The sequence below is a fragment of the Echinicola rosea genome (assembly GCF_005281475.1).
GTDB classification, from domain to species: domain Bacteria; phylum Bacteroidota; class Bacteroidia; order Cytophagales; family Cyclobacteriaceae; genus Echinicola; species Echinicola rosea.
This window is the reverse complement of record NZ_CP040106.1, coordinates 4551642-4571468: the sequence shown is the minus strand read 5'-3', so window position 1 is coordinate 4571468 and position 19827 is coordinate 4551642. Positions and strand designations below refer to the sequence as shown.

19 protein-coding genes are annotated in these 19827 nt (G+C 42.9%); 5 read left to right on the top strand and 14 right to left on the bottom strand.

Annotated features, from left to right (window positions below; genetic code table 11):
- Nucleotides 1–63: 63 nt before the first annotated feature.
- Complete coding sequence (locus FDP09_RS17985; protein WP_137403979.1) at nt 64–561, bottom strand: PEGA domain-containing protein; 498 nt, start codon at nt 559–561, stop codon at nt 64–66.
- Between the two features lie 350 nt (nt 562–911).
- On the opposite strand from FDP09_RS17985, the gene FDP09_RS17980 reads away from it, so the two are divergent.
- Nucleotides 912–1880: a glycoside hydrolase family 43 protein gene (locus FDP09_RS17980; RefSeq protein ID WP_137403978.1), complete on the top strand. Its 969-nt coding sequence runs from the start codon at nt 912–914 to the stop codon at nt 1878–1880.
- 279 nt (nt 1881–2159) lie between these two features.
- On the opposite strand, the gene FDP09_RS17975 is transcribed toward FDP09_RS17980, so the two are convergent.
- Nucleotides 2160–2351: a cold-shock protein gene (locus FDP09_RS17975; protein ID WP_015267483.1), complete on the bottom strand. Its 192-nt coding sequence runs from the start codon at nt 2349–2351 to the stop codon at nt 2160–2162.
- 337 nt (nt 2352–2688) lie between these two features.
- Nucleotides 2689–3867, bottom strand: a complete 1179-nt coding sequence (locus FDP09_RS17970; RefSeq protein ID WP_229683338.1) for a lactonase family protein — start codon at nt 3865–3867, stop codon at nt 2689–2691.
- Between the two features lie 334 nt (nt 3868–4201).
- Here FDP09_RS17970 and FDP09_RS17965 point away from each other — a divergent pair, with 334 nt between their 5' ends.
- Entirely contained in the window at nt 4202–6751 is a 2550-nt protein-coding gene (locus FDP09_RS17965) for a phosphoenolpyruvate carboxylase (protein ID WP_137403977.1), read from the top strand.
- 74 nt (nt 6752–6825) lie between these two features.
- On the opposite strand, the gene FDP09_RS17960 is transcribed toward FDP09_RS17965, so the two are convergent.
- The 6 genes from FDP09_RS17960 to FDP09_RS17935 all read right to left on the bottom strand — a co-directional run bounded on the left by FDP09_RS17960 (nt 6826) and on the right by FDP09_RS17935 (nt 11493).
- Nucleotides 6826–7314 (bottom strand): Dps family protein, encoded by a 489-nt coding sequence (locus FDP09_RS17960; RefSeq protein WP_137403976.1) that lies wholly within the window; start codon nt 7312–7314, stop codon nt 6826–6828.
- A 374-nt stretch (nt 7315–7688) separates the two neighbouring features.
- The gene (locus FDP09_RS17955; protein WP_137403975.1) at nt 7689–8705 is read right to left on the bottom strand and encodes a hypothetical protein; all 1017 of its coding nucleotides are present in this window, start codon (nt 8703–8705) and stop codon (nt 7689–7691) included.
- Nucleotides 8706–8720: 15 nt separating this feature from the next.
- Complete coding sequence (locus FDP09_RS17950; protein WP_137403974.1) at nt 8721–9044, bottom strand: DUF3817 domain-containing protein; 324 nt, start codon at nt 9042–9044, stop codon at nt 8721–8723.
- 2 nt (nt 9045–9046) lie between these two features.
- Complete coding sequence (locus tag FDP09_RS17945; protein WP_229683339.1) at nt 9047–9622, bottom strand: hypothetical protein; 576 nt, start codon at nt 9620–9622, stop codon at nt 9047–9049.
- 120 nt (nt 9623–9742) lie between these two features.
- The gene (locus tag FDP09_RS17940; protein ID WP_137403972.1) at nt 9743–10285 is read right to left on the bottom strand and encodes an acyl-CoA thioesterase; all 543 of its coding nucleotides are present in this window, start codon (nt 10283–10285) and stop codon (nt 9743–9745) included.
- A 554-nt stretch (nt 10286–10839) separates the two neighbouring features.
- Complete coding sequence (locus tag FDP09_RS17935; RefSeq protein ID WP_137403971.1) at nt 10840–11493, bottom strand: protein-L-isoaspartate(D-aspartate) O-methyltransferase; 654 nt, start codon at nt 11491–11493, stop codon at nt 10840–10842.
- Between the two features lie 145 nt (nt 11494–11638).
- Between FDP09_RS17935 and FDP09_RS17930 the strand changes: the two genes are divergently transcribed.
- On the top strand, nt 11639–12226 hold the full coding sequence (locus tag FDP09_RS17930; RefSeq protein WP_137403970.1) for a riboflavin synthase: 588 nt from the start codon (nt 11639–11641) through the stop codon (nt 12224–12226).
- Nucleotides 12227–12377: 151 nt separating this feature from the next.
- On the opposite strand, the gene FDP09_RS17925 is transcribed toward FDP09_RS17930, so the two are convergent.
- The 3 genes from FDP09_RS17925 to tamL all read right to left on the bottom strand — a co-directional run bounded on the left by FDP09_RS17925 (nt 12378) and on the right by tamL (nt 16512).
- Nucleotides 12378–12971 (bottom strand): phosphatase PAP2 family protein, encoded by a 594-nt coding sequence (locus tag FDP09_RS17925; RefSeq protein WP_137403969.1) that lies wholly within the window; start codon nt 12969–12971, stop codon nt 12378–12380.
- 4 nt (nt 12972–12975) lie between these two features.
- Nucleotides 12976–13884, bottom strand: coding sequence for an oxygen-dependent coproporphyrinogen oxidase (gene hemF, locus FDP09_RS17920; protein ID WP_137403968.1), 909 nt, complete (start codon nt 13882–13884; stop codon nt 12976–12978).
- A 210-nt stretch (nt 13885–14094) separates the two neighbouring features.
- The gene (gene tamL, locus FDP09_RS17915; protein WP_137403967.1) at nt 14095–16512 is read right to left on the bottom strand and encodes a translocation and assembly module lipoprotein TamL; all 2418 of its coding nucleotides are present in this window, start codon (nt 16510–16512) and stop codon (nt 14095–14097) included.
- Between the two features lie 15 nt (nt 16513–16527).
- On the opposite strand from tamL, the gene FDP09_RS17910 reads away from it, so the two are divergent.
- Together FDP09_RS17910 and FDP09_RS17905 are read left to right on the top strand one after the other, a co-directional pair.
- Nucleotides 16528–17274 carry a TrmH family RNA methyltransferase gene (locus tag FDP09_RS17910; RefSeq protein WP_137403966.1) on the top strand — a complete coding sequence of 249 codons (747 nt, stop codon included), beginning with the start codon at nt 16528–16530 and terminating at the stop codon, nt 17272–17274.
- 132 nt (nt 17275–17406) lie between these two features.
- The gene (locus tag FDP09_RS17905; protein WP_137403965.1) at nt 17407–18402 is read left to right on the top strand and encodes a bile acid:sodium symporter family protein; all 996 of its coding nucleotides are present in this window, start codon (nt 17407–17409) and stop codon (nt 18400–18402) included.
- A 120-nt stretch (nt 18403–18522) separates the two neighbouring features.
- Here the strand turns inward: FDP09_RS17905 and FDP09_RS24310 are convergent, their stop codons facing one another.
- Together FDP09_RS24310 and FDP09_RS17895 are read right to left on the bottom strand one after the other, a co-directional pair.
- A complete protein-coding gene (locus FDP09_RS24310; RefSeq protein WP_394344034.1) occupies nt 18523–18672 on the bottom strand; it encodes a PLD nuclease N-terminal domain-containing protein in 150 nt (49 codons plus the stop codon).
- 341 nt (nt 18673–19013) lie between these two features.
- Nucleotides 19014–19826: a hypothetical protein gene (locus tag FDP09_RS17895; RefSeq protein WP_137403964.1), complete on the bottom strand. Its 813-nt coding sequence runs from the start codon at nt 19824–19826 to the stop codon at nt 19014–19016.
- Nucleotide 19827: the final 1 nt, after the last annotated feature.

Below are 19827 nucleotides of genomic sequence, written 5' to 3'. Positions count from 1 at the left end.
ATTCGAGGACTTTTTGAAGGAGCCACGGATGCACGGATTATGTTTGGTACTAAAAAGAAATGTTTACTTTTCGTCTAGGATTTTCTTTTTTTCTTGGACAAACTCTTCTTGGGTAATCAATCCTTTTTCCACCAATTCTTGCAGCTTTAGCAATTCATCTGCTTTGGAGGCCATGGAGGAATCGTCTTCTTGAACTTCATTGTAACTGTTTAAAGGAGTCAGCTCATAGGTTCTGGAAGGTTTATACTTCATGGTCCAGAGAAAGGGGAAAAGGAGAAAAAAACCGCCAATAATGGCTCCAACATCTGCTTTTTCGTCTCGGGAAAAGAACGTTGTAAACGTTTCATATCCTTCTTTTTCTAACCTTACATCCGTAGAGCTGCCTACGATGCGGGAATCACGGTGCTTGTAAGGAGTGACTCCAACATATTCATCATTTAAGTAAAGTTTTGCTTCTCCAGGAGTTGATTGGATCAAGGTACTGCTGGCGCAGCTAGGAAATAGGATCAAGGCTATGAACAGCATTGAAATCATTCTTGTAGAGATACTTGTAGTTTTCATTTTCGTAGTTTTGTTAAAAATTGGAAAAAATTAAGTCGCAAATATAATGAAAACGATTTCTTTTATCCTAATAATTTGGGGATGCAACAGTATATTCGCTTTAAACTACTAGTAAAGAGATGTCAGCCGGAGCGGAGTCGAAGGCTAGACGTTATACCTCGTCTCCGCTCGGTCTGTTATTTTTGCATGAGGTTAAGTGACTTCACGGGGGTAAAAGCGATTTCCCTAAGGGCAAAAATATTTAGAATTCATTTCTTAGGTAAATTGCTTGACTTGTGGTGTTTATGATAAATGGTTTTTAAATAGGGGTAAATACATGTATTTTTATTTATTATTTAAACCAAAATCTCATGTCGCGATATACCCAAAAACTCCTTTTGTGGGCATTTTTGATTGTTCCTGGCCAGGTTAAGGGCCAGGAAAAACCAATCATCACGTTAGCTGATCCTACCATTTTCTACGACGGCGGTACCTATTATTTATATGGTACCAGCAGGGCAAATGAAGGTTTTTTGGTGTATCAATCTACAGATCTTGAAAATTGGCAAGGGCCTGCAGGAAAGTTGCCTGAGGGATTTTGCTTGCAGAAAGGACAAGTGTACGGCGACCAGGGGTTTTGGGCACCACAAGTTTTTAAAAGAGGAGGTTTCTATTATATGGCTTATACGGCAAATGAGCAAATAGCCCTTGCGCGCAGCGAGAGTCCGATAGGGCCGTTCACACAGCAGGAAAAAAAGGCACTAAGTTTGGACCAGCGGATGATTGACCCTTTCGTGTATAATGCCCCTGATGGCAATCTTTACTTATACCATGTAAAGGTTGCCAATGGCGGTAACCGTATTTTTGTCACGGAGCTAAAGGAAGATTATAGCGGGCTGGTGCCGGGAAGTACTCGTTTATGTGTCGAGGCCACGGCTCCATGGGAAAATGCAGAATCTGCTGAATGGACCGTAACGGAAGGGCCTACCATTATTGAAAGGGAGGGGCTTTTTTACCTTCTCTATAGTGCCAATGATTTCAGAAGTAAACATTATGCTGTAGGATATGCTGTCAGTGAATCACCTATGGGGCCATGGACCAAAGCTTCTGAAAGTCCGATTTTACATCAAGGGATGCTTCAAATTGCCGGAACTGGTCATGGCGATGTGTTTTTGGATGACGCTGGTGAATGGAACTATGTCTTCCATACCCATCATGATGATAATAAGGTAAGTCCCCGCAAAACGGCTATAATCAAAATGGATTTCGTCAAGGACGATAATGGAAACCCCGTACTAAAAATGTTTCCAGAGACTTGGCATTACCTGTATGATAAATGATGCATCAGACAAACTCCACTAGTGTTAAGTCAACGCTTAAATGACAGGTAATCTGTGTTCATCCTTATTTTCCCCAGCTCCGCATTTGAAATGCGAACTGTTGAGAAAGGTATTTGTAAGGTATTTGTATTGCTCCCTGCAGTGAAGCCCCCCAGAAATACAGCTTGATCCCAGCTTTGTCGTTTGGTCAAAGGGGCTGCCGAAGGAGTGAATAGGTAAAAAAAAAGCTACCAGCTGCAGCTGATAGCTCTCAATGATAATGTCACTAAATGCTATATCTTATGATAATTTTACATTCACGGCATTAAGACCCTTTCTTCCTTCTTTAAGGTCGAAAGTCACTTCGTCATCTTCTTTAACTTCATCTACCAAACCGGTGATGTGTACGAAATATTCTTTTGATGACTCGTCGTCAATAATGAAACCGAATCCTTTAGACTCGTTAAAAAATTTAACTCTTCCTGTGTTCATAGTAATAATGATAATAAATGATGTTTTAATTAATGAACCAAAGGTAGTGATTGTTTTTACATTAGCACTATTTGAATAAAATATTTTTTTAAAAGATAAAATACCGATAATATATAATTTAGCAGAAACCCTGTTTTAAGGCACGATCTTTTGCGTATCCATTTTGGGTTTTTAGTGTTTTTTTAACTGAATTTTATGATAAAACGGAATTATATGTTGAAATTGTTTGAATAAGTGATTTTTACCTATTGCGAGTAATTCTATTATTTGGTCGTTTTTAGGTAATAAATAATTGTGAATCAATGGGTAAAAAAAACAGCATTTATGTAGTTAGCTGCTATTTGCCCACCATAAAGAAATATACGGGTCGGTGTATGGCCAACTTGGCACTGGTCTTTTTGATAATGCCAGATTGGGAATTCCTTTCATAAGCCAAGATCTGATCGGAGTTTTGGTTGCCTACAAATAGGTAATTGCCGTCCGGAGACAAGGCAAAATTCCTCGGTGTCAATCCCCCTGAGCTGATGGCTTGGATTTTATCCAGTGTTCCCGTTTGGGGCTTGATCTTAAAGACAATTATTTCATTCGAATCGCCACGGTTGGAGGCGTAGAGGAACTTGCCGTCATCACTGATTTTTATCTCAGCTGCGCCTTTTTCACCCTCAAAGCCTTTTGGTGTTAGCGGATAGCTGTCCAGATGTGTGATCTTTTTTTCTTGCAAATTGTAATCGTACAAACCTACTTCGGAAGTCATTTCGTGGATCAGGTAGATTTTGTCCCCCGCTTGGTTAAATACCAAATGACGAGGGCCTGACCCCGCCTTTACGGTAAAGTGGCTTGGGGCAGAGGCAGATAGCGGCTTTTCCTTGCTAGGGTCAAAATCATAAATATAGACCTTATCCGTGCCCAAGTCAGCCACAAATAGTTGTTTCCCATTGGGGTGGAAAACAAGGCTATGAACATGGGGGGATGCTTGTCGATCTTCATTTACACTCGATCCCTCATGACTGATCGTTTGGGAAGGCTCTCCCAATGTACCATCTTCTTGGAGAGGCAAAACCGCCAAGTCGCCACTTCCATAGTTGCCAGCTAGGATGTATTTCTCATCAGGAGATAAGGTGATATAGCATGGGCCGCTGCCTTTGGTGGAGCTGGTGCTTAGTTTATTGAGGGTACTGGCAGCTTGGTCAAACCTAAAAGAACAAACACTGCCTCCATTGTCACCACCTTCTTCCTGGACGGCAAAAACCAAATTCCCTTTTTTATTGGAGATCACAAAGGATGGGTTGTTGATATCACTGGCCATTAATACTGAGTCAAAAGTGGCGGTCTCTGGTCGGTAGGAGATAAGGTGTATCCCATCGCTTGGCTGCGAGGTATAAGTGCCTAGCCAAAAGGTGATAGGAGAGGGCAGGGAGTCATTGGACGATTGTGATGACTCTTGTGTGCTTGATGAATTGCAAGCAAACGTCGTACACATGACAGTAAGAAGTAAGGAGGACAATAAGAATTTCACAAGTTTTGGGTGTTTAAATGAAAAGGTCAAGGTAATTATTTTTTGAAAATGATACCTAAAGTTTAGGTGGTATTTTATATTCGTTTGAATTTCTGTGCTTTATCTGTTGATTCAGTAGTGATGCTACTTAAAGGCATGAATTTTGATTATTAAATAAAACAGTTAATGTTTTGTCGAATCATCGCAAAAATGGCTGTTTTTTTAAAAAATAATTAATGAAAATAGTGTTTTTGTGAATATTTTATCGTAAATTAGGGTTGTTTTTGTTCAGAGTGTTTTTAATTCCATATATTTTGATTAACTTAAAATTTTCATAAAAAAGTAACTATAAACCATGTCAAATACCTACCAGACTGAGGTAGCCAAACGGTTTACCATTTACAACAGTTTATTTCTAGATCTGCCATTTGATGACATTTACCGAACGGGGACATTGCTCCCAATTTTATCTTCGGAATGTAAAAAAGGCTTTACAGAGGGGAAAACCCCAAAGGAGATTATCAGTTCATTTTTTGAGGGCATGCTGGCCTCAGATTCATCCAAAGAAAAACACAATTTACTGTTTCAGCTGGTTCAATATGTAGAAAGACAGGTTGTTCTTTTTGACTCTATTGAAGATGCTGCGTTTGAGAAAATCAACGATGTAAAAGGTAAAGGTACCATGAATGCGTTGATTTCCAGAGTGGAAACAGATAAGAAAAAGGCTGAGCTGATAGAGAAGCTAAAGACTTTCTCCATTCGTCTTACCCTGACAGCCCACCCTACACAGTTTTATCCAGGCAATGTTTTGGCCATCATTACCGATCTGGAATCAGCTATCCGTAAGGATGATTTGGGCAGTATTGATGCCCTGCTGAGACAATTGGGCAAGACGGCCTTTATCAACAAAGAAAAGCCTTCTCCCTATGAAGAGGCAGTAAGCTTGTGTTGGTTTTTAGAACATGTATTCTATAAAAGTATTCCAGATATTATGGCCAGGGTGCTTAGACGTCTTGACATTCCCTTGCACGAATGGGATAACCCAGACCTGCTCAAGGTCGGTTTCTGGCCAGGTGGTGACCGTGATGGCAACCCGTTTGTGACGCACCAGATCACGATGGATGTAGCCGATAAGCTGCAGGAGACGATTCTTAAGTGCCTGTACCGGGATGTCAGAAAAGTGCGAAGAAGAATGACCTTCAAGGGTGTAGAATCGCTGATGTTGGAAGCTGAAAATGGAATCTACAAGACCCTCTACGGAGGCGAAAAAGTATTGAAGTCTAAAGAAGACTTGCTGAAGATTCTATTGAAAGCTAGGGGAATCATCATCGAATCCCACGATGGATTGTTTTTGGATATTCTGGATGAGTTTATCCTGAAGGTGAATGTGTTTGGATTTTATTTTGCTTCCATGGACATGCGCCAAGACAGTAGGAAGCACGCTGCATTGTGGGAAGAGATCATTGAGGTGACCCAAGGAAAAGATGCGCTAAAGAAATATCAGAATGGAACAGAGGAGGAGCAGATCAATACAATCCTTTCGTTCAAGGAATTGCCAAATCCAAAATCACTGAAGGACGAATTTCATCAGGAGATGCTGGAAAGCATCGCGTCTATCAGTTATGTTCAGGACAATAACGGAAGCGAGGGCCTCCATCGTTATATCATCTCCAATTGCCAATCAGAACTTCACATCCTTCAGGTGTTCCAGCTGAACAAGCTGACCTTGGCATCCAAAGGAAATTTGAAATTGGATATTGTACCGTTGTTTGAGACCATTGATGACTTGGCGGCTGCGCCCGATATCATGGAACGTCTTTATTCTAATGAGACATATGGAGCACACTTAAAATCCAGGGGCAATAAGCAAAGTATCATGCTTGGTTTCTCGGATGGTACCAAAGATGGTGGTTATATCCGAGCCAATTGGTCCATTCTACGCGCCAAAGAAGAACTTACCAAGGCTTCACGAAAGTTTGATGTGAGCGTGGTATTCTTTGACGGAAGGGGAGGACCTCCTGCTAGAGGTGGTGGAAACATGCATAACTTCTATGCTTCGCTGGGCGACCAAGTGGAAAATGAAGAAATCCAGGTGACCATCCAAGGCCAGACCATCAGTGCCAATTACGGCAAGCCTGTGTCCTGTACCTATAACTTGGAGCAATTGCTCAGTGCCGGATTGGAAAATCATCTGTATCCTACTGAAGAGAACAGGTTGACCGATGACCAAAGGGCATTGATCGATGAGATGGCAGATATTAGTTATCAAGCGTATAAGGAGTTTAAGAGCCATCCACAGTTTGTTTCCTATTTGGAAAAAGTTACGCCACTTAAGTTCTTTGGCAAGACCAATATAGGTTCAAGGCCATTGAAAAGAAGCAAAGGGGAAGCCATGAAATTTGAAGACTTAAGGGCCATTCCTTTTGTGGGATCTTGGGCACAGATGAAGCAGAACATTCCTGGTTTTTATGGGGTGGGCAAAGCTATCACCGAAATGGAAAAAAGAGGCAAAAAGGATCAGGTGACGAAGCTTTACCGGGATTCCCTTTTCTTCCGTTCTCTAATGGGAAATTCCATGCAGTCGCTTGCCAAATCCTATTATCCGGCCACAGCTTACCTGAAGGAGGATAAAGAGTATGGTGGTTTTTGGGAGCTGATGCACAGCGAATACCAACAGTCATTTAAGAAGATCCTTGAGATTTCAGGTATGAATGAACTGTTGGAAGACAATGCGGTAAGTAGCCAATCCATAGAAATTCGTGAGAAAATTGTATTGCCGCTTATCACCATCCAGCAGTATGCCATTCAGGAGATGCTGGAAACAGGTAAGGAAAATACCGTCTTGCAAAAGCTAATTTTAAGAACCATGTTTGGTATTATCAATGCAGCTAGGAATGCGGCGTAAGATTTGCCTATTACCCAAAAAAAATCCCCGATCGTTTTAGATCGGGGATTTTTTTTTATTACTATTTAAATCAGTTATTTAAGAAATGAAGTCAACATCCAGTGGTGCAGTTCGATACTTTTGATCATGGCGATCAGCATATCTTCTGTCGCAGAATCACCAAGGTCTGCTACTTTTTCTGCACATTCATTCATGTTTTCAGCCAAAATCTCAAAATCCTTGAGCACTTCTTTGACCATCTCATCGGAAGGGAGGTCGGTGCCCACTTCGGTGATGTCAGAATTTTCCAGATAATCCTTGATAAGGCTAAGCGGCGTCATACCAAATATTCGGATCCTTTCTGCGATCAAATCGATGTTTTCGAAGGATTCAGTATATAGCTCCTCAAACTTTTCGTGCAGGTCAAAGAAATCACCACCCGTGACATTCCAGTGGAAGTTTCGGAGCTTTTGGTAATGCACATGGTAATTGGCCAATAACTTATTTAGTGATTTTACGATTTTTTCTGATTCGTCAGCATTGTAACCCAATTTCTTAAAAACTCTTTTTTCTGAAGTAATCATAGTTTTGATGGTTTTAAAATTAAACGTTACTTATTAACTGTTCTATATTTAGGTTTGATCATTCCCGAAATGAAAATGATCGCTATTCTGAAAAGAGGGTAAAACCCTTTTGATTTTACCTTTTGTTGGTTGACATGAATAAAACATATTCTGTGCCAAGCTCTATCTTCTTATACGTAATTCAACTGGCCGGGATGTGATTTTGTTTTGATTTAGATAGTAATTTGGAATTGAAATTGGTAAAAACAACTTGTCTTGGTGGAGCCATGCTAATTCTTCCCCATCTATATGCGGTTAATCTCGATTGGTTAATTAAGGAATTTGAAAGCAAATTTAGGTTTCTTGATTTAACTTCCGCACAATGGAGGTATGCCTTACTTATGAAGCACCTGCCTCAGGCTAAGGCGAAGGATCTCGCCCATGTTTTTACAGTCCAAAAAGACGGAAGTTTTATAGTGCTTGGCGAGGTCTTCTTTTAAGCTCTCCACATTATCTACCGGCGCAATGGTGTCCCTTTCCATGCTATAAAGGATATCTTCGATTTCCATGGTGGAAGTCTTCAGTCTAAAAGCGATCAGCGCACGTTCTTCCCGTTGGTATTGTGCCATTGACTCAGGCGTGATGTGTTTGATGCCTAGTTGTATAAGGGTGTTGTTTTGCTTATAATATTGTGGGAGATAGACGGTCTTTCGTCCCTCATAAGACTGCTGGTCAAAATCAATGGCCCTGATTCTATAATGGATTTCTTCAAAATCAGGCGTTACATCCACGACGAAGTTTGAAGAATGCATGTCTCCCAAAAGCCTTACGAAGCAGCGTTCGTTAAACTTGACAAACTCCTTGGAGATCCTAATGGGGTTCAGCAAGGGATCCTTGATCTGTGTCCGCATGAATTGCTCTCCGGGAATTCCGGCAATATGTTCTTCGATAAGGGTGTCCTGATATACCAGGTAGCTGATCCTGTTGGGAGAGAGGAGGTGCTCAAGTTCCAGTCCGTACACCCGTGAAGCATCTGCCGTTTTTACATAGAAATAGTCAAAGTTGTCATTGATGCGATTGACAATCCGGACACGGAATGGTTTGGTGTTGCCGTATGTACATAGATCCACTCTATCCACATAAAGGTGCTGCATGACACTCATATCACCTTCTGCCTTGAGGATGGCATAGATCTTCCGAAGATTATAATGGATGTCTGCCCGATCCTGTTCATTGTAAAAGACCGTTTCCCAGAGCGTATCGTTACCCCTGGAATCATAGAGGGAGATCGAACTCATAAACCGGAGAAGTTCTTTATAGTGGACAGGAATGTCCACTTCCCTGCCGTATTTAATAAGGTAGGTGCGTAGTCCACTCCGGATTGGATAGATATGTTTCTTTTTATCTATCATAGTGGGGGATGATCGTTAATCCTTTTCTTCTATTTGATGCTCTTGTTGTCTTAATTTTCTATCGAACAGGAAAGGACCAAAAGGCAGCACTGAGGCAATTAGGGCAAATAGCGTCCTGCGAAAGGTCCAGTTCAGGCTTCTGCGGGTAGGGAAAACAAAATATACATACAGGATAAAAAGAATGCCGTGCACCCAACCGGTATATTTCACCGCTAGAGGCATGTCCATGGTGTACTTTAAGGGCATGGCGACAAACAGCAAGAGGAGATAGGAAATGCCCTCTGCATAACTGATGATTCTAAATCGATTGAGTATTCGTAATTTATGTGCGTTGTCCATTGTTACTTATTGATGTTGAAAAATGCTTGGAGACTTTTCCAAAGTTGCTTTTTGAGGTTTTGCTCTTCATAGATGACAGGCAGGCTATCGGCAAAAAGGTACTCAATTTCTCCGTCACTGGTGACTTCATAATTGACCTCTTTGAGCTGGATCATCGGATGGCTCAGCCGCCCAAATACCAGGATTTTATGAGGGTTGAGCTGTTGGACTGCTTCTGGTGGAAGTTCGGCCACTTGGGAGGCGGAGATCAAGGCAATGTCTTTAAGCGAATAGGAAACCGCTCGGAGGATTTTCAATAAAAACTCCTTTAGTTCCTCGCCCAATGGATCATCCTGATGGATGACTAGCAAGCCTTTTTCAAAATCCCCGTCGTAAACCAACGAAGGAGGGGAGACGGTTTCGTTGTCCGGTTGCGCTTCCGGGTTTTCGGCAATGCTGCCGGTCGTAGTTGCAGGATTTTTTTCAGAAATATCTCCAGCAACATCCTTGAATTTATCTGCTAGCAGTATCTCTTGGGCGTCTTCTGGGATAAGGAAAATATCTTCCTCTATGAAGAATCCCAATTTGTCGATGTCCATTTCTTCCATACGGCTAAAATGATCAAAAAATCGCCTGAAAACAACTTTTGTTTGATTTCTCAGGGATTAGATCGGTTTTTATATCCAAAACCCTGAAAACCCAAAAGGGGTGTTGTGAAACTACTCTTTCTTTGCACCTAAAGCTTCTTCTAAGCCGAAGATGGATTTAAGCTCCACGGCATCCTTTGGATCCATCCTTTTGGAAAGTACCAAGCGTAATTGCCGTCTGCGAAGTGCTCCGTCAAACAATTCCTTCTCTTCATCAGTGGTAGGTTCTAATTTAGGTACTTCTATAGGGCGACCGTTTTGATCCACGGCGACAAAGGTGAAAAATGCCCGGTGTGTTTTGGTTTTTTTGTTGGCAGGAATATCTTCCGCCCATACTTCAATATAGACTTCCATGGAGCTGTTGAAAGACCGGGTCACCTGGGCTTTTAAGGTGACGACGTTGCCAAGGGCAATGGGATGTTGGAAAGAAATACTGTCCGCTGAGGCAGTTACCACGATCCTGTTGGAGTGTTTCTGTGCAGCAATAGCACCTACTACATCCAGCCAATGCATCAATTTGCCCCCCATGAGGTTGTTGAGTGTATTGGTATCATTGGGTAGGACCATCTCGGTCATGATTACTTCAGATTCCTGTGCTCGCTTTACTTTTCCCATTTTAATTATATTTTTTACGAAAATACAAAATTTTAATTCTACAAATCAAGTTTTAAAACGTAATGTGTGAAATAAAATTTTGATCCTGCTTGTTTTATTGCTAAAGTGGCCGACCCGCGATTTCCGGATTGTCCCTTTCGACCTGCTCCATACAGGAATCAGGAGCATTTTAAATTGCCGTTGGCCAATTGTCTAATGATGTCAAGGATTCCAATTAAGGACAGCTAAGGGATCCTGAGCGTAGCCGAAGGCCATCCACGGTTACTCCATTCTTGCCTTTGCTGGGGCAGAGATCCCGCACCATTCAGTCACCATTCAGAAATGGAAACTTCGCACTTTCTACTAAATACTAATAACCTCAGTTCGATTATAAAATCGTCACTGCGAGGCTTAGAGGGAGATTTGAGGGGTGGAAGCCGTGGCAGCTCGCCGCGGCGAGCTGCCACACCCTTTTCCAACCCACATCCTCCTTAAAAGGGTTCGCGTATGACGCTTTTAATACTAAAATTAAGTCGAGCTCAGGTTAATACTTATAAAATACATGACAGCGCTGCTTACCACCCTTCATGTCCCAGTAGCGGCACAAAAGCAAAGCTGTCGTATTCCTCCTGGGTTATTTGTTTGGCCGTTTTTTTTGTCAATTTCATCATCTTCTGGGTCTTTCTATCACCCACCGGGATGACCAAAATGCCACCGACCTTGAGCTGTTTGAGCAGGCTCTTGGGCACCACAGGTGCCCCTGCCGTGACGATGATCTTGTCAAAAGGAGCTTTTTCGGGAATGCCTAGGGAGCCATCACCGTGATAGAAATGGGCTTTGATGCCGAGCTTGGGAAGGAAATTTTTGGTCCTTCGATATAGGCTTTGGTTATATTCTATGGTATGTACTTCCGCGCCCAAAAGATAGAGAATGGCGGCTTGATACCCGGATCCTGTGCCGATCTCCAATACCTTATCACCAGGTTGGATCGCCAAGAGTTCGCTTTGGAAGGCGACGGTAAATGGCTGTGAGATGGTCTGTCCTTCACCGATGGGAAAAGCTTTGTCCTCATAGGCATGGGAATGCAGGGCACTGTCGAAGAAAAAATGACGGGGAATCGTACCAATGGCTTCCAGCACCTTCTTGTCCATGATACCCTTTCTTTCCAGTGTCTTTACCAGAGTTTTTCGCTGACCTTTGTGAGAATAGCCATCCTCCAAGTTTATCATAATGATAAGTGAACTTATTTGCGTTGAAAATTCTTTTTAAGCTAGGTTTAATGCTAAGTTAATGGATTAAATCGCTTAATTTTAATCCTTAATGGGCAATTTTACTTATTGCCTGATTTTATGAACGTTAAATTTAACTAGGAAGATGTTTACGGGTATCGTAGAGACCATGGGCGAAATTGTGGCCATTTCCCGAGAAGGTACAAATATCCACTTTGATATCAAATCGCCGATTACGGGAGAACTGAAAATCGATCAATCGGTGGCGCATAACGGGGTGTGTTTGACGGTGGTAAAGGTGGCCGGGGATATTTATACGGTAACGGCCATTGATGAGACACTCAAAAGGACAAACCTTCAGGAATGGAAAGAAGGTACTAAGGTGAATTTGGAAAGATGCATGCCGGCCAATGGCCGTTTCGATGGGCATATCGTGCAGGGACATGTGGATCAGATCGGTAAAGTGGAACGGGTTGGAAATCAGGATGGAAGTTGGCTCTTTGATTTTTCATTTGAGGAAACTGCCGGTAACGTAACAGTGGAAAAAGGTTCCATTACCATTAATGGCACCAGCCTGACCTGCTTTAATTCCAGACCGGGCGTCTTTTCCGTAGCCATCATTCCATATACCTATGAGCATACCAATTTTCACCAGCTGAAAGTAGGGGATAAGGTCAATTTGGAATTTGACATCGTTGGCAAGTATATCCAGCGCATGGTGAAAGGTTATTGAGTTTTTGGCCAAGGAAGATTAGGGGAAAGAGCAGGGAGTCGCCGTGGATGGCTTCTGGCTACGCACAGGCATCCGAAACTTTCTGGGCATGTCGAAGGGTGTAATCAGTCGCTCGGAAGTGTAGGATTTGCCATCCACAATGGGTTGCTGACTATTCTTCTTGCTCATCCATTTCTTCGACCTTTCGGATGGTGGTCATCTTGATTTTTACGACTAACCACCAGGCAACGAATGCCGAAATCATGCCCACCACAGCGCCTACGAGCACATCGGCAGGATAGTGCACACCTAGGTAAATTCTGGAATAGGAAACGAGAGCGGCCCACAAGAACATCCATCCGAAGCCCTTGACTTTTCGGTGGAAGGTCACCAGCAAATAGGTGGCCAGCGAAAAAGTATTGGAGGCATGGGAGGATGCAAAACCATACATGCCACCACAGTGTTTATAATTAAACATAATACCTTCCCAGCGCGGATCATGGCAGGGACGCGGACGCTCAAAGAAAGGCTTCATAAAACCAGAGGCGATTTGGTCGCTAAAAAGAATTGCCAAAGCAATCCCGATGAAAATCCAGATACTGCCTTTACCTGCATTTCTGATAATCAGATAGACCAAAAGGGCATAAAAAGGAAGCCAAATCAACTTACCGGAAATGCCAAACATGATGGGGTCTAACCAGTCCAAGTGCTGGGCATTCAGGAAAAGAAAAAGCTCTTCATCCCAATGTTTCAGTGTTTCTATCACAGGCTTATAGGTTAATCCAGTCAATATCTTTTTTCAGTAATCCAAGCGTTTCCGCCTCTTTACTGCCTTCTTCCGGAATGTTCATGTATTCCCATTCTGCCACGGGAGGCATACTCATAAGAATGCTTTCAGTGCGGCCATTCGTGTCCAGCCCAAACTTCGTCCCTGCATCCCAAACAAGGTTGAATTCCACGTAGCGTCCCCTTCTCAAGGCTTGCCATTTTTGCTCGTTTTCACCAAATGGCAATGCGGCATTCTTGGCCATAAAGTGACGGTAAATTTTTGGAAAGAGGAAGCCAATGGATTTTACAAATTCATAAATAGATTCAAATGAGTTGGCTTCTGTTGCCGTCAGGCGGTCAAAGAAAATACCTCCAACGCCCCTTGTTTCCTCACGGTGGGGGAGGTAAAAATAATCATCCGCCCACCTTTTATATTTTGGGTAGAATTCAGGGTTGTACTGGTCGCAGACCGCTTTTATTTGTTGGTGAAAGTACCGCGCGTCTCCCTTGTCCACGTAGTGTGGCGTAAGGTCTATTCCGCCTCCAAACCAATAGGTGCCGTTGCTCATCTCAAAATACCGGATGTTCATATGGATGATTGGTACCATGGGGCTGTTTGGGTGGATCACGATGGATACACCGGTAGCATAGAAATCGGCCTTTTCCAGTTTTAGTTTTTTCAGGATTTTATCTGGTGTGGGACCATGGACAGCAGAAAAGGCCACGCCGCCTTTGGCAATGATGTTTCCATCCTTGATGATCCGTGTGCGGCCACCGCCACCTGCCGCTCTTTTCCAGAGGTCTTCGTGAAATTTGGCTTTGCCGTCCCCTGCTTCCAGTTCTTGGCAAATGTGGTCTTGTATGTCTTTGAACGCTTCTGAAATCTGCTCTTTGCTGATGCTTTTTGACATTTATCTATAGGTAAATGATACGTGTTGTTTTTATCGAGAATTATCCTCAGGATTACCGGGCAAAGTGCCCGTCAGACCAAGTGTCCACCAATTTTGGCCGGTAATCTGGAATCTGCGGGAAACCTTTTTTACAGGCAAACCAGTGGAGGATCAAACGGTAATACCCACTTCTTAACGGTTTGATTGCTGCAATGTTCCAAAATTAAACCATTAGAAAGGATATCCAATACCAATGTTAAATACGGTTTGACCTTTTTCGCCCAAAGGTTTCTTAAACGAAAGGTTGTCGAGAACAAAACGCTCTCCCTTTGGCTGAGCCGGGTCGATGGCCTTGATCCCCATGTCCAATCTGAGTACCAAAAAATCAAAATCCATCCGCAGTCCGATCCCCGTACCCACGGCAATTTCACGGACGAAAGTCTTTGGTTTAAACTGGGAGCCTTCCCTTGTGGGGTCTTCTTTTAGGGTCCACGTGTTCCCCGCATCTACAAAAAACACCCCGTCAAAGTACCCAAATAGCTCACGCCTGATCTCAAACATTCCCTCTAGCAAAATGTCTCCCGGCTGCTCATACCGGTAATCAAAATTCCCTTCTTCATCTGTCTGGGGGGTGAATGACCCAGGGCCCAAACGTCTTGGCGACCAGGCCCGAATACTGGTACTTCCTCCTGCAAAGAAGTATTTTTCATACGGCAGTACTCCATCACTTATGCCATAGGGAACAGCCAGTCCCGCATTGATGCGATAGGCAAATGTGCTTTTTCTACTGAGGGGAATGTATCTTCTGAAGTCTGACTGGAATTTTAGAAACTGGAAGTATTTTAAGTTTCGGTTTTGGAAATGCGCTTTGTTCAGGAAGTTGATAGTGGTTCCGCCGCTTTCGAAGTTAAGTCGCCATAGGGAAGACCGGTTTCTTTGCCATAGGCCATACTGGTTGAAGTTGATGATCACCTGACCGGAAATACTGCTGACATACGAAGACTGAAAGGAATTGATCAAGTTGTTACCTTGCTCTTGGAGCTCTATCAGGCGATTCTCAAAGTCTGGATCCAGATTGGATCTGATCAGGTTGGCATCCAGGATATTTACACTGTATTGTTGCCGTTGGTTGCGTGTAGCCCAATTATAGGCTATTATCGTGTTGAAACCCTCCCGGATATATTCCGGACGGTTTACATAATTGTACCCGATCAGTGTTCTGGTTCGGGGATTGTACCGCCCGTAGCGTTTGAGCCCTTTTCTGCTAAATGGGAGCAAAAATTGTGGGAAAATGACCGATGCCGAAGTGCTGAGCTCTCGGCTACGGTAAACACCGCCTTCCGCCGTTGCCGATGCCACTCCTTCCAGACCGGCCCGGAAGTTAAACTCAAAGATCTCCAGCCCACGAAAGAGGTTTCTGTTTCGCAGCGAGTGGCTAAAAAACGGCCCTGGTAGTTGTTCCGTGATACTGGCACCCAATTGGTTGGTGATTTGGTATTTTTCATTGGGCTGAGTCTGTATCCGCGTGGTAATGTGGTTGCCCAGTGTATCGAAAGAAATATTGATATAGCGGAAAATATCCAAATTGGCCAGTTGCCGCTGGGTTTCCAGTACTTCGGACTTGTTGTATAGTGCACCTTTATCGATAAAGACCCTTGAATCAATGATTTTTTCCGAATAGCGGTCACGGTACATGATGTATGAGATGTCATCATATTGCTTTTGCACTTCTTGGTCCGAAATAACATCTGTAGGAGTAGAAATCTCAAAGATCACCGAATCGATCGTATAAACCTTGTGCTGATCTGCAAAGGAGGGTTTTCGGATGACCTGTTCGATCACCACATTTTTGTCCACTGTATCTTTATAGACATTGTATTCGATATAGGTTTTGGAGAACGTATAGTACCCTCGGTTTTTGAGCAAGTCCTCGACTTGCTGGCGCTCTTTCGTAAGGTTGTCTTGGTTGTAGCGTTGACCCGTATGCACAAGGCTGTTTTTACTGTCCTTTTCCAACAAACGGGAAATATTGGCATCACCGGTTTTGGTATAGCTGCTGTCTATTAAGTAGGGGCTGTTTTCCGCTACATTATAGGTGATGTACATTTTTTTCTTTTTCCGCTGTATTTGCGTACTCACTTCCGCCTCGAAAAATCCATGGTTTACCAAGTAGTTTTGGATTTCCTTTTCTGATTCTGCTGTTTTGGCACTGTCATGGACAGTTTTGGGGTTTCCCGTTCGCATGAACCAGTTGCCATAGTTCAATTTCTTTTTGAGATCGTCTAATCTATTGGCGTATTTGTAATACCGTTTTTCTAGTTTGTTGTTGTTGGGGTCGTTTTCGAGTTGGCTTTGGATATCACGTTGCTTGGCTTGTAAGGAAGCCATTTTTTTGGCCACTTTACTACTGTCATAGTTTTTCGCGCCAATATTGTAAATGAATACACCGGGGGAAAAATTGATGACCGGTACACGGGTATTGGGCGTTTGCTTGATCAGCTGCTTTACTTTTACTTCATTGGCTTTTTTGATGCCCTTAAGGTCCACATCATAAATCAGGTATTCGTTCTCTTTGAGCCCTTTGGTCAAAGAACATGACGAAAGCAACAGCAAGGCTAGAATAAAGTTTATATATTTGGTTTTATTCACAATTGATTGACCTTAATGATCAGCAAAAATACAGTTAAGTTTATTAAATCCTTGCAACAGAAAAAATTCCGTAAACAGGAAGGCGTTTTTTTTGTGGAAGGAGCCAAGAATGTAACGGAATTACTGCATTCGGATTTTGAAGTTACGCATCTTCTTTATACTGCCAAATACCAAGAGCAACATTCCCAGCTGATCAGTTCCTGCAATGCGGCCAGCTATGAAGTGTCCCCAAAGACCTTGGAGTCTGCAGGCTCTTTTCAAACCAACGACGCAGCCTTGGCAGTAGCCAAGCTTAAGAAAAATACACCATTTGATATCGAAGAAGGGGAACTGGCCATTGCACTGGACGATGTGCGTGACCCAGGAAATCTAGGCACCATCATCCGGATCGCCGACTGGTATGGTATCCATAAGCTGGTGCTTTCTTCACAAACGGCCGATTTTTATAATCCCAAAGTGCTTCATTCCAGCATGGGTTCTTTTACGCGGGTGTCTTTTTTTTATACCGACCTTGAAGCCTACCTGCCCCAGCAGGCACTACCCATTTATGGGGCGTTTTTGGAGGGAGAGGACATCCATAGGAGCACGTTGGTACCAGCGGGAATCATCCTGATGGGCAATGAGGCCAAAGGAATCAGTCCCCGGCTGGAGGCATTGGTTAGCCAGAAGCTGACCATTCCATCATTTGGCCATGCCGAATCCCTTAATGTGGCCATTGCCACTGCTGTAATTTGTGATAATTTTAGGAGAGGTGGGCATTGAGTCTTAAGCGGCTTCGGCGCTTTAAAGGAAGTAAGCAGGGTCGGCACCAATACAAGTAAACCAGTGATCAGTTAGGAGTAACCAGTATGCAATGTGTACCAGTAAAGCTAGTAACCATTAACCAGTAAAGGAATGAGTCAACTTAAAAAGATCCTCACCAAAGCCGGTCTCAACGGTTTTTTTCTGGCCTTGATAGGGACAATTGTCTTGGCCAATATATTCCCAGAGTTGGGGGCAGAGGACAGCATGATTCCGTTTAAGGAGATCACGCATTATGGGGTGTCGGTGATATTTTTCTTTTATGGCGTAAAGATGGATCCTGTAAAGCTAAAAGCCGGATTGGCCAATTGGCGATTGCACCTGCTGATCCAGAGCACCACTTTTCTGGTGTTTCCGGCGGTGGTCATGATGGTGAAGACCATCGTCGGCGCAGGCGATGATCCCATGTGGCTGGGAGCGCTGTACCTTTCGGCATTGCCATCCACGGTATCGGCATCGGTGGTCATGGTATCCATCGCGGGGGGCAATATCCCCGCCGCCATCTTCAATGCCAGCATTTCCAGCATGGTAGGGATTTTTATTACGCCCATTTGGATGGAATTGTTCTTGGAAGGAAGTGAGATGACCTTTGACCTGTTGAATACCTTTTGGCAGCTGAGCCTGCAGGTGTTGTTTCCGGTGATGGGAGGTTTTCTTTTGCATCGCGTCTTGGGGCCTTGGGTCAATAGGCACAGCACCGCACTCAAAAACCTTGACCAGTCTATCATCTTGATGATTGTTTTTTCGGCTTTCTCTGCCGCAGTGGGCAGGGGGATGTTTGAGGGGAGAAGCTGGGCGTTTTTGGTAGGATTGGGAGGAATGATGTTGCTGCTATTTCTGGTGATGGTATCCTTGATGTATGGGATGGGGAGGCTCATGGGCTTTGACCGGGCCGATCAGATTACGGTGCTTTTTTGCGGCTCCAAGAAATCCCTGATCCAAGGTGCAGCCATGGGCAAAGTCCTCTTTCCTGATCCGGTGACTTTTGGGGTGGTCCTACTTCCCCTGATGCTTTACCACGCTTTGCAGTTGGTGACTGGCAGCATCATAGCCCAGCAGTTGGCTGAGAGGGGTAAGAAGGGACAGTAAGGGAAGGAGTTGCAAATACTTTTCCTGAAAGTCTGTATTCAAAATGCAGACTAGACGGGTTGCAATACCCAATATGGTAAAATCCTTTACCCTGATATTGGACTTCTGATTTAACTCGAACTAATTTTCTGTTTGTTCTAGTTTTTTATTTTTACCGATGATTAGGTATAGGACTGATCCCAATAGCGGAAGAAATATCACTGCCAATGCCCAAATCAACTTGTCATTTTGCTCGAACCTATTTTTTAAAATGTCGATTAGGCAATATATCCAAACCCCTATGATGAACAGTATCGATACTTGCCAAAAGCCAATCCAGATGAGAAATTGGTGATGGTTTGATCCATGATTTTATCAGTTTGTAGGCAACATTTTTATGTGGCAAACGGTTACTTAGCAAATAATAGATGAAGTAAAACAATTTTGAATGGGAATCCAAAAATTAATTAAGTAAAAAGTAGTGAATTTTGCTTAAACTATGAACTATTTCTCCAAATACTTACAAATGATGTATTTATAAAATATTTAATGGTTTTTTTAGCGAGTGTGGTATTAAAATCACCTTTTAGGTATCTAATCTTGAAACGGTGTGCGACTATTGAGGGCTGGAATTAGAACAGCTTCATTTGAGTCTCAATTTTCGGATGAAAAGTTCCAATAATCATAAAGGGATTGTGCGAAACGAAATGGTTTTTCTGTGTGGTTCCCAAGTAAAAATGAAGGTCTTTGGTCATGGCAAAATCTTTAAAGTATTTCTGACGAACATCTTCAATAGCCCTTTGCTCATTTCCTTCATGTCTTGCTAAACACTTCCAAAATAACTGCCCCGTTTCCCAGTCTTCAATCATCATGTTACTTTCTTTCCCTTGATTGTCTTTAAATCTAAATTTGAACTTATACGGTAACTTCTTGACTACTTCGAATTGCCCCTTTTTATTGGCCTCAAAAAGGTTCAATTGTAAAAGCACATCTAATTTCTTTTGACTCCAATCTCTATCAACAGGTTCAACATAGAAATCCAAAATCTCTGTCGGCTTGAATACGGCTAATGATGTACCAATGTTTTTGTCTTTGGCTTCTGCGATGAGTTCAGACAAGTTGTAGTATATCTTGCCTAAGCAGAGTTTTTTCCGTTCTTCCCAGTTTCTGGCAGTATCAATGTGGCCAATCACATTTATTTCCGTTTCTAAAGTTGCAGGTCTATAACTTTCAGGACGGAAATCACTGGTGTTTTTAACCAAGTTTAATTCAATCCAATCGTATTTCTTATATTGTTCGGTGTAAGTGCGCTTGCGAAAAGGGACAGGATAAATTCTAACCCAAGTTCCATCTTCCCGAAAACCTGCAGTACAAACCAACTCATCATATTTTGAAGAGATAGTAGGGTAGGTTTTTACGGTAATGAGAACTCTTGTTAAAGTCATT

Coding starts and splice junctions, on each gene's coding strand:
- FDP09_RS17940 (WP_137403972.1), bottom strand. CDS start 10,285: ATGGGAAAAGTAAAGCGAGCACAGGAATCTGAAGTAATCATGACCGAG.
- FDP09_RS17910 (WP_137403966.1), top strand. CDS start 16,528: ATGATCAGCAAAAATACAGTTAAGTTTATTAAATCCTTGCAACAGAAA.
- FDP09_RS17950 (WP_137403974.1), bottom strand. CDS start 9,044: ATGGACAACGCACATAAATTACGAATACTCAATCGATTTAGAATCATC.
- FDP09_RS17945 (WP_229683339.1), bottom strand. CDS start 9,622: ATGGACATCGACAAATTGGGATTCTTCATAGAGGAAGATATTTTCCTT.
- FDP09_RS17930 (WP_137403970.1), top strand. CDS start 11,639: ATGTTTACGGGTATCGTAGAGACCATGGGCGAAATTGTGGCCATTTCC.
- FDP09_RS17960 (WP_137403976.1), bottom strand. CDS start 7,314: ATGATTACTTCAGAAAAAAGAGTTTTTAAGAAATTGGGTTACAATGCT.
- FDP09_RS17955 (WP_137403975.1), bottom strand. CDS start 8,705: ATGATAGATAAAAAGAAACATATCTATCCAATCCGGAGTGGACTACGC.
- FDP09_RS17975 (WP_015267483.1), bottom strand. CDS start 2,351: ATGAACACAGGAAGAGTTAAATTTTTTAACGAGTCTAAAGGATTCGGT.
- hemF (WP_137403968.1), bottom strand. CDS start 13,884: ATGTCAAAAAGCATCAGCAAAGAGCAGATTTCAGAAGCGTTCAAAGAC.
- FDP09_RS17980 (WP_137403978.1), top strand. CDS start 912: ATGTCGCGATATACCCAAAAACTCCTTTTGTGGGCATTTTTGATTGTT.
- FDP09_RS17895 (WP_137403964.1), bottom strand. CDS start 19,826: ATGACTTTAACAAGAGTTCTCATTACCGTAAAAACCTACCCTACTATC.
- FDP09_RS17905 (WP_137403965.1), top strand. CDS start 17,407: ATGAGTCAACTTAAAAAGATCCTCACCAAAGCCGGTCTCAACGGTTTT.
- FDP09_RS17965 (WP_137403977.1), top strand. CDS start 4,202: ATGTCAAATACCTACCAGACTGAGGTAGCCAAACGGTTTACCATTTAC.
- FDP09_RS17985 (WP_137403979.1), bottom strand. CDS start 561: ATGAAAACTACAAGTATCTCTACAAGAATGATTTCAATGCTGTTCATA.
- FDP09_RS17935 (WP_137403971.1), bottom strand. CDS start 11,493: ATGATAAACTTGGAGGATGGCTATTCTCACAAAGGTCAGCGAAAAACT.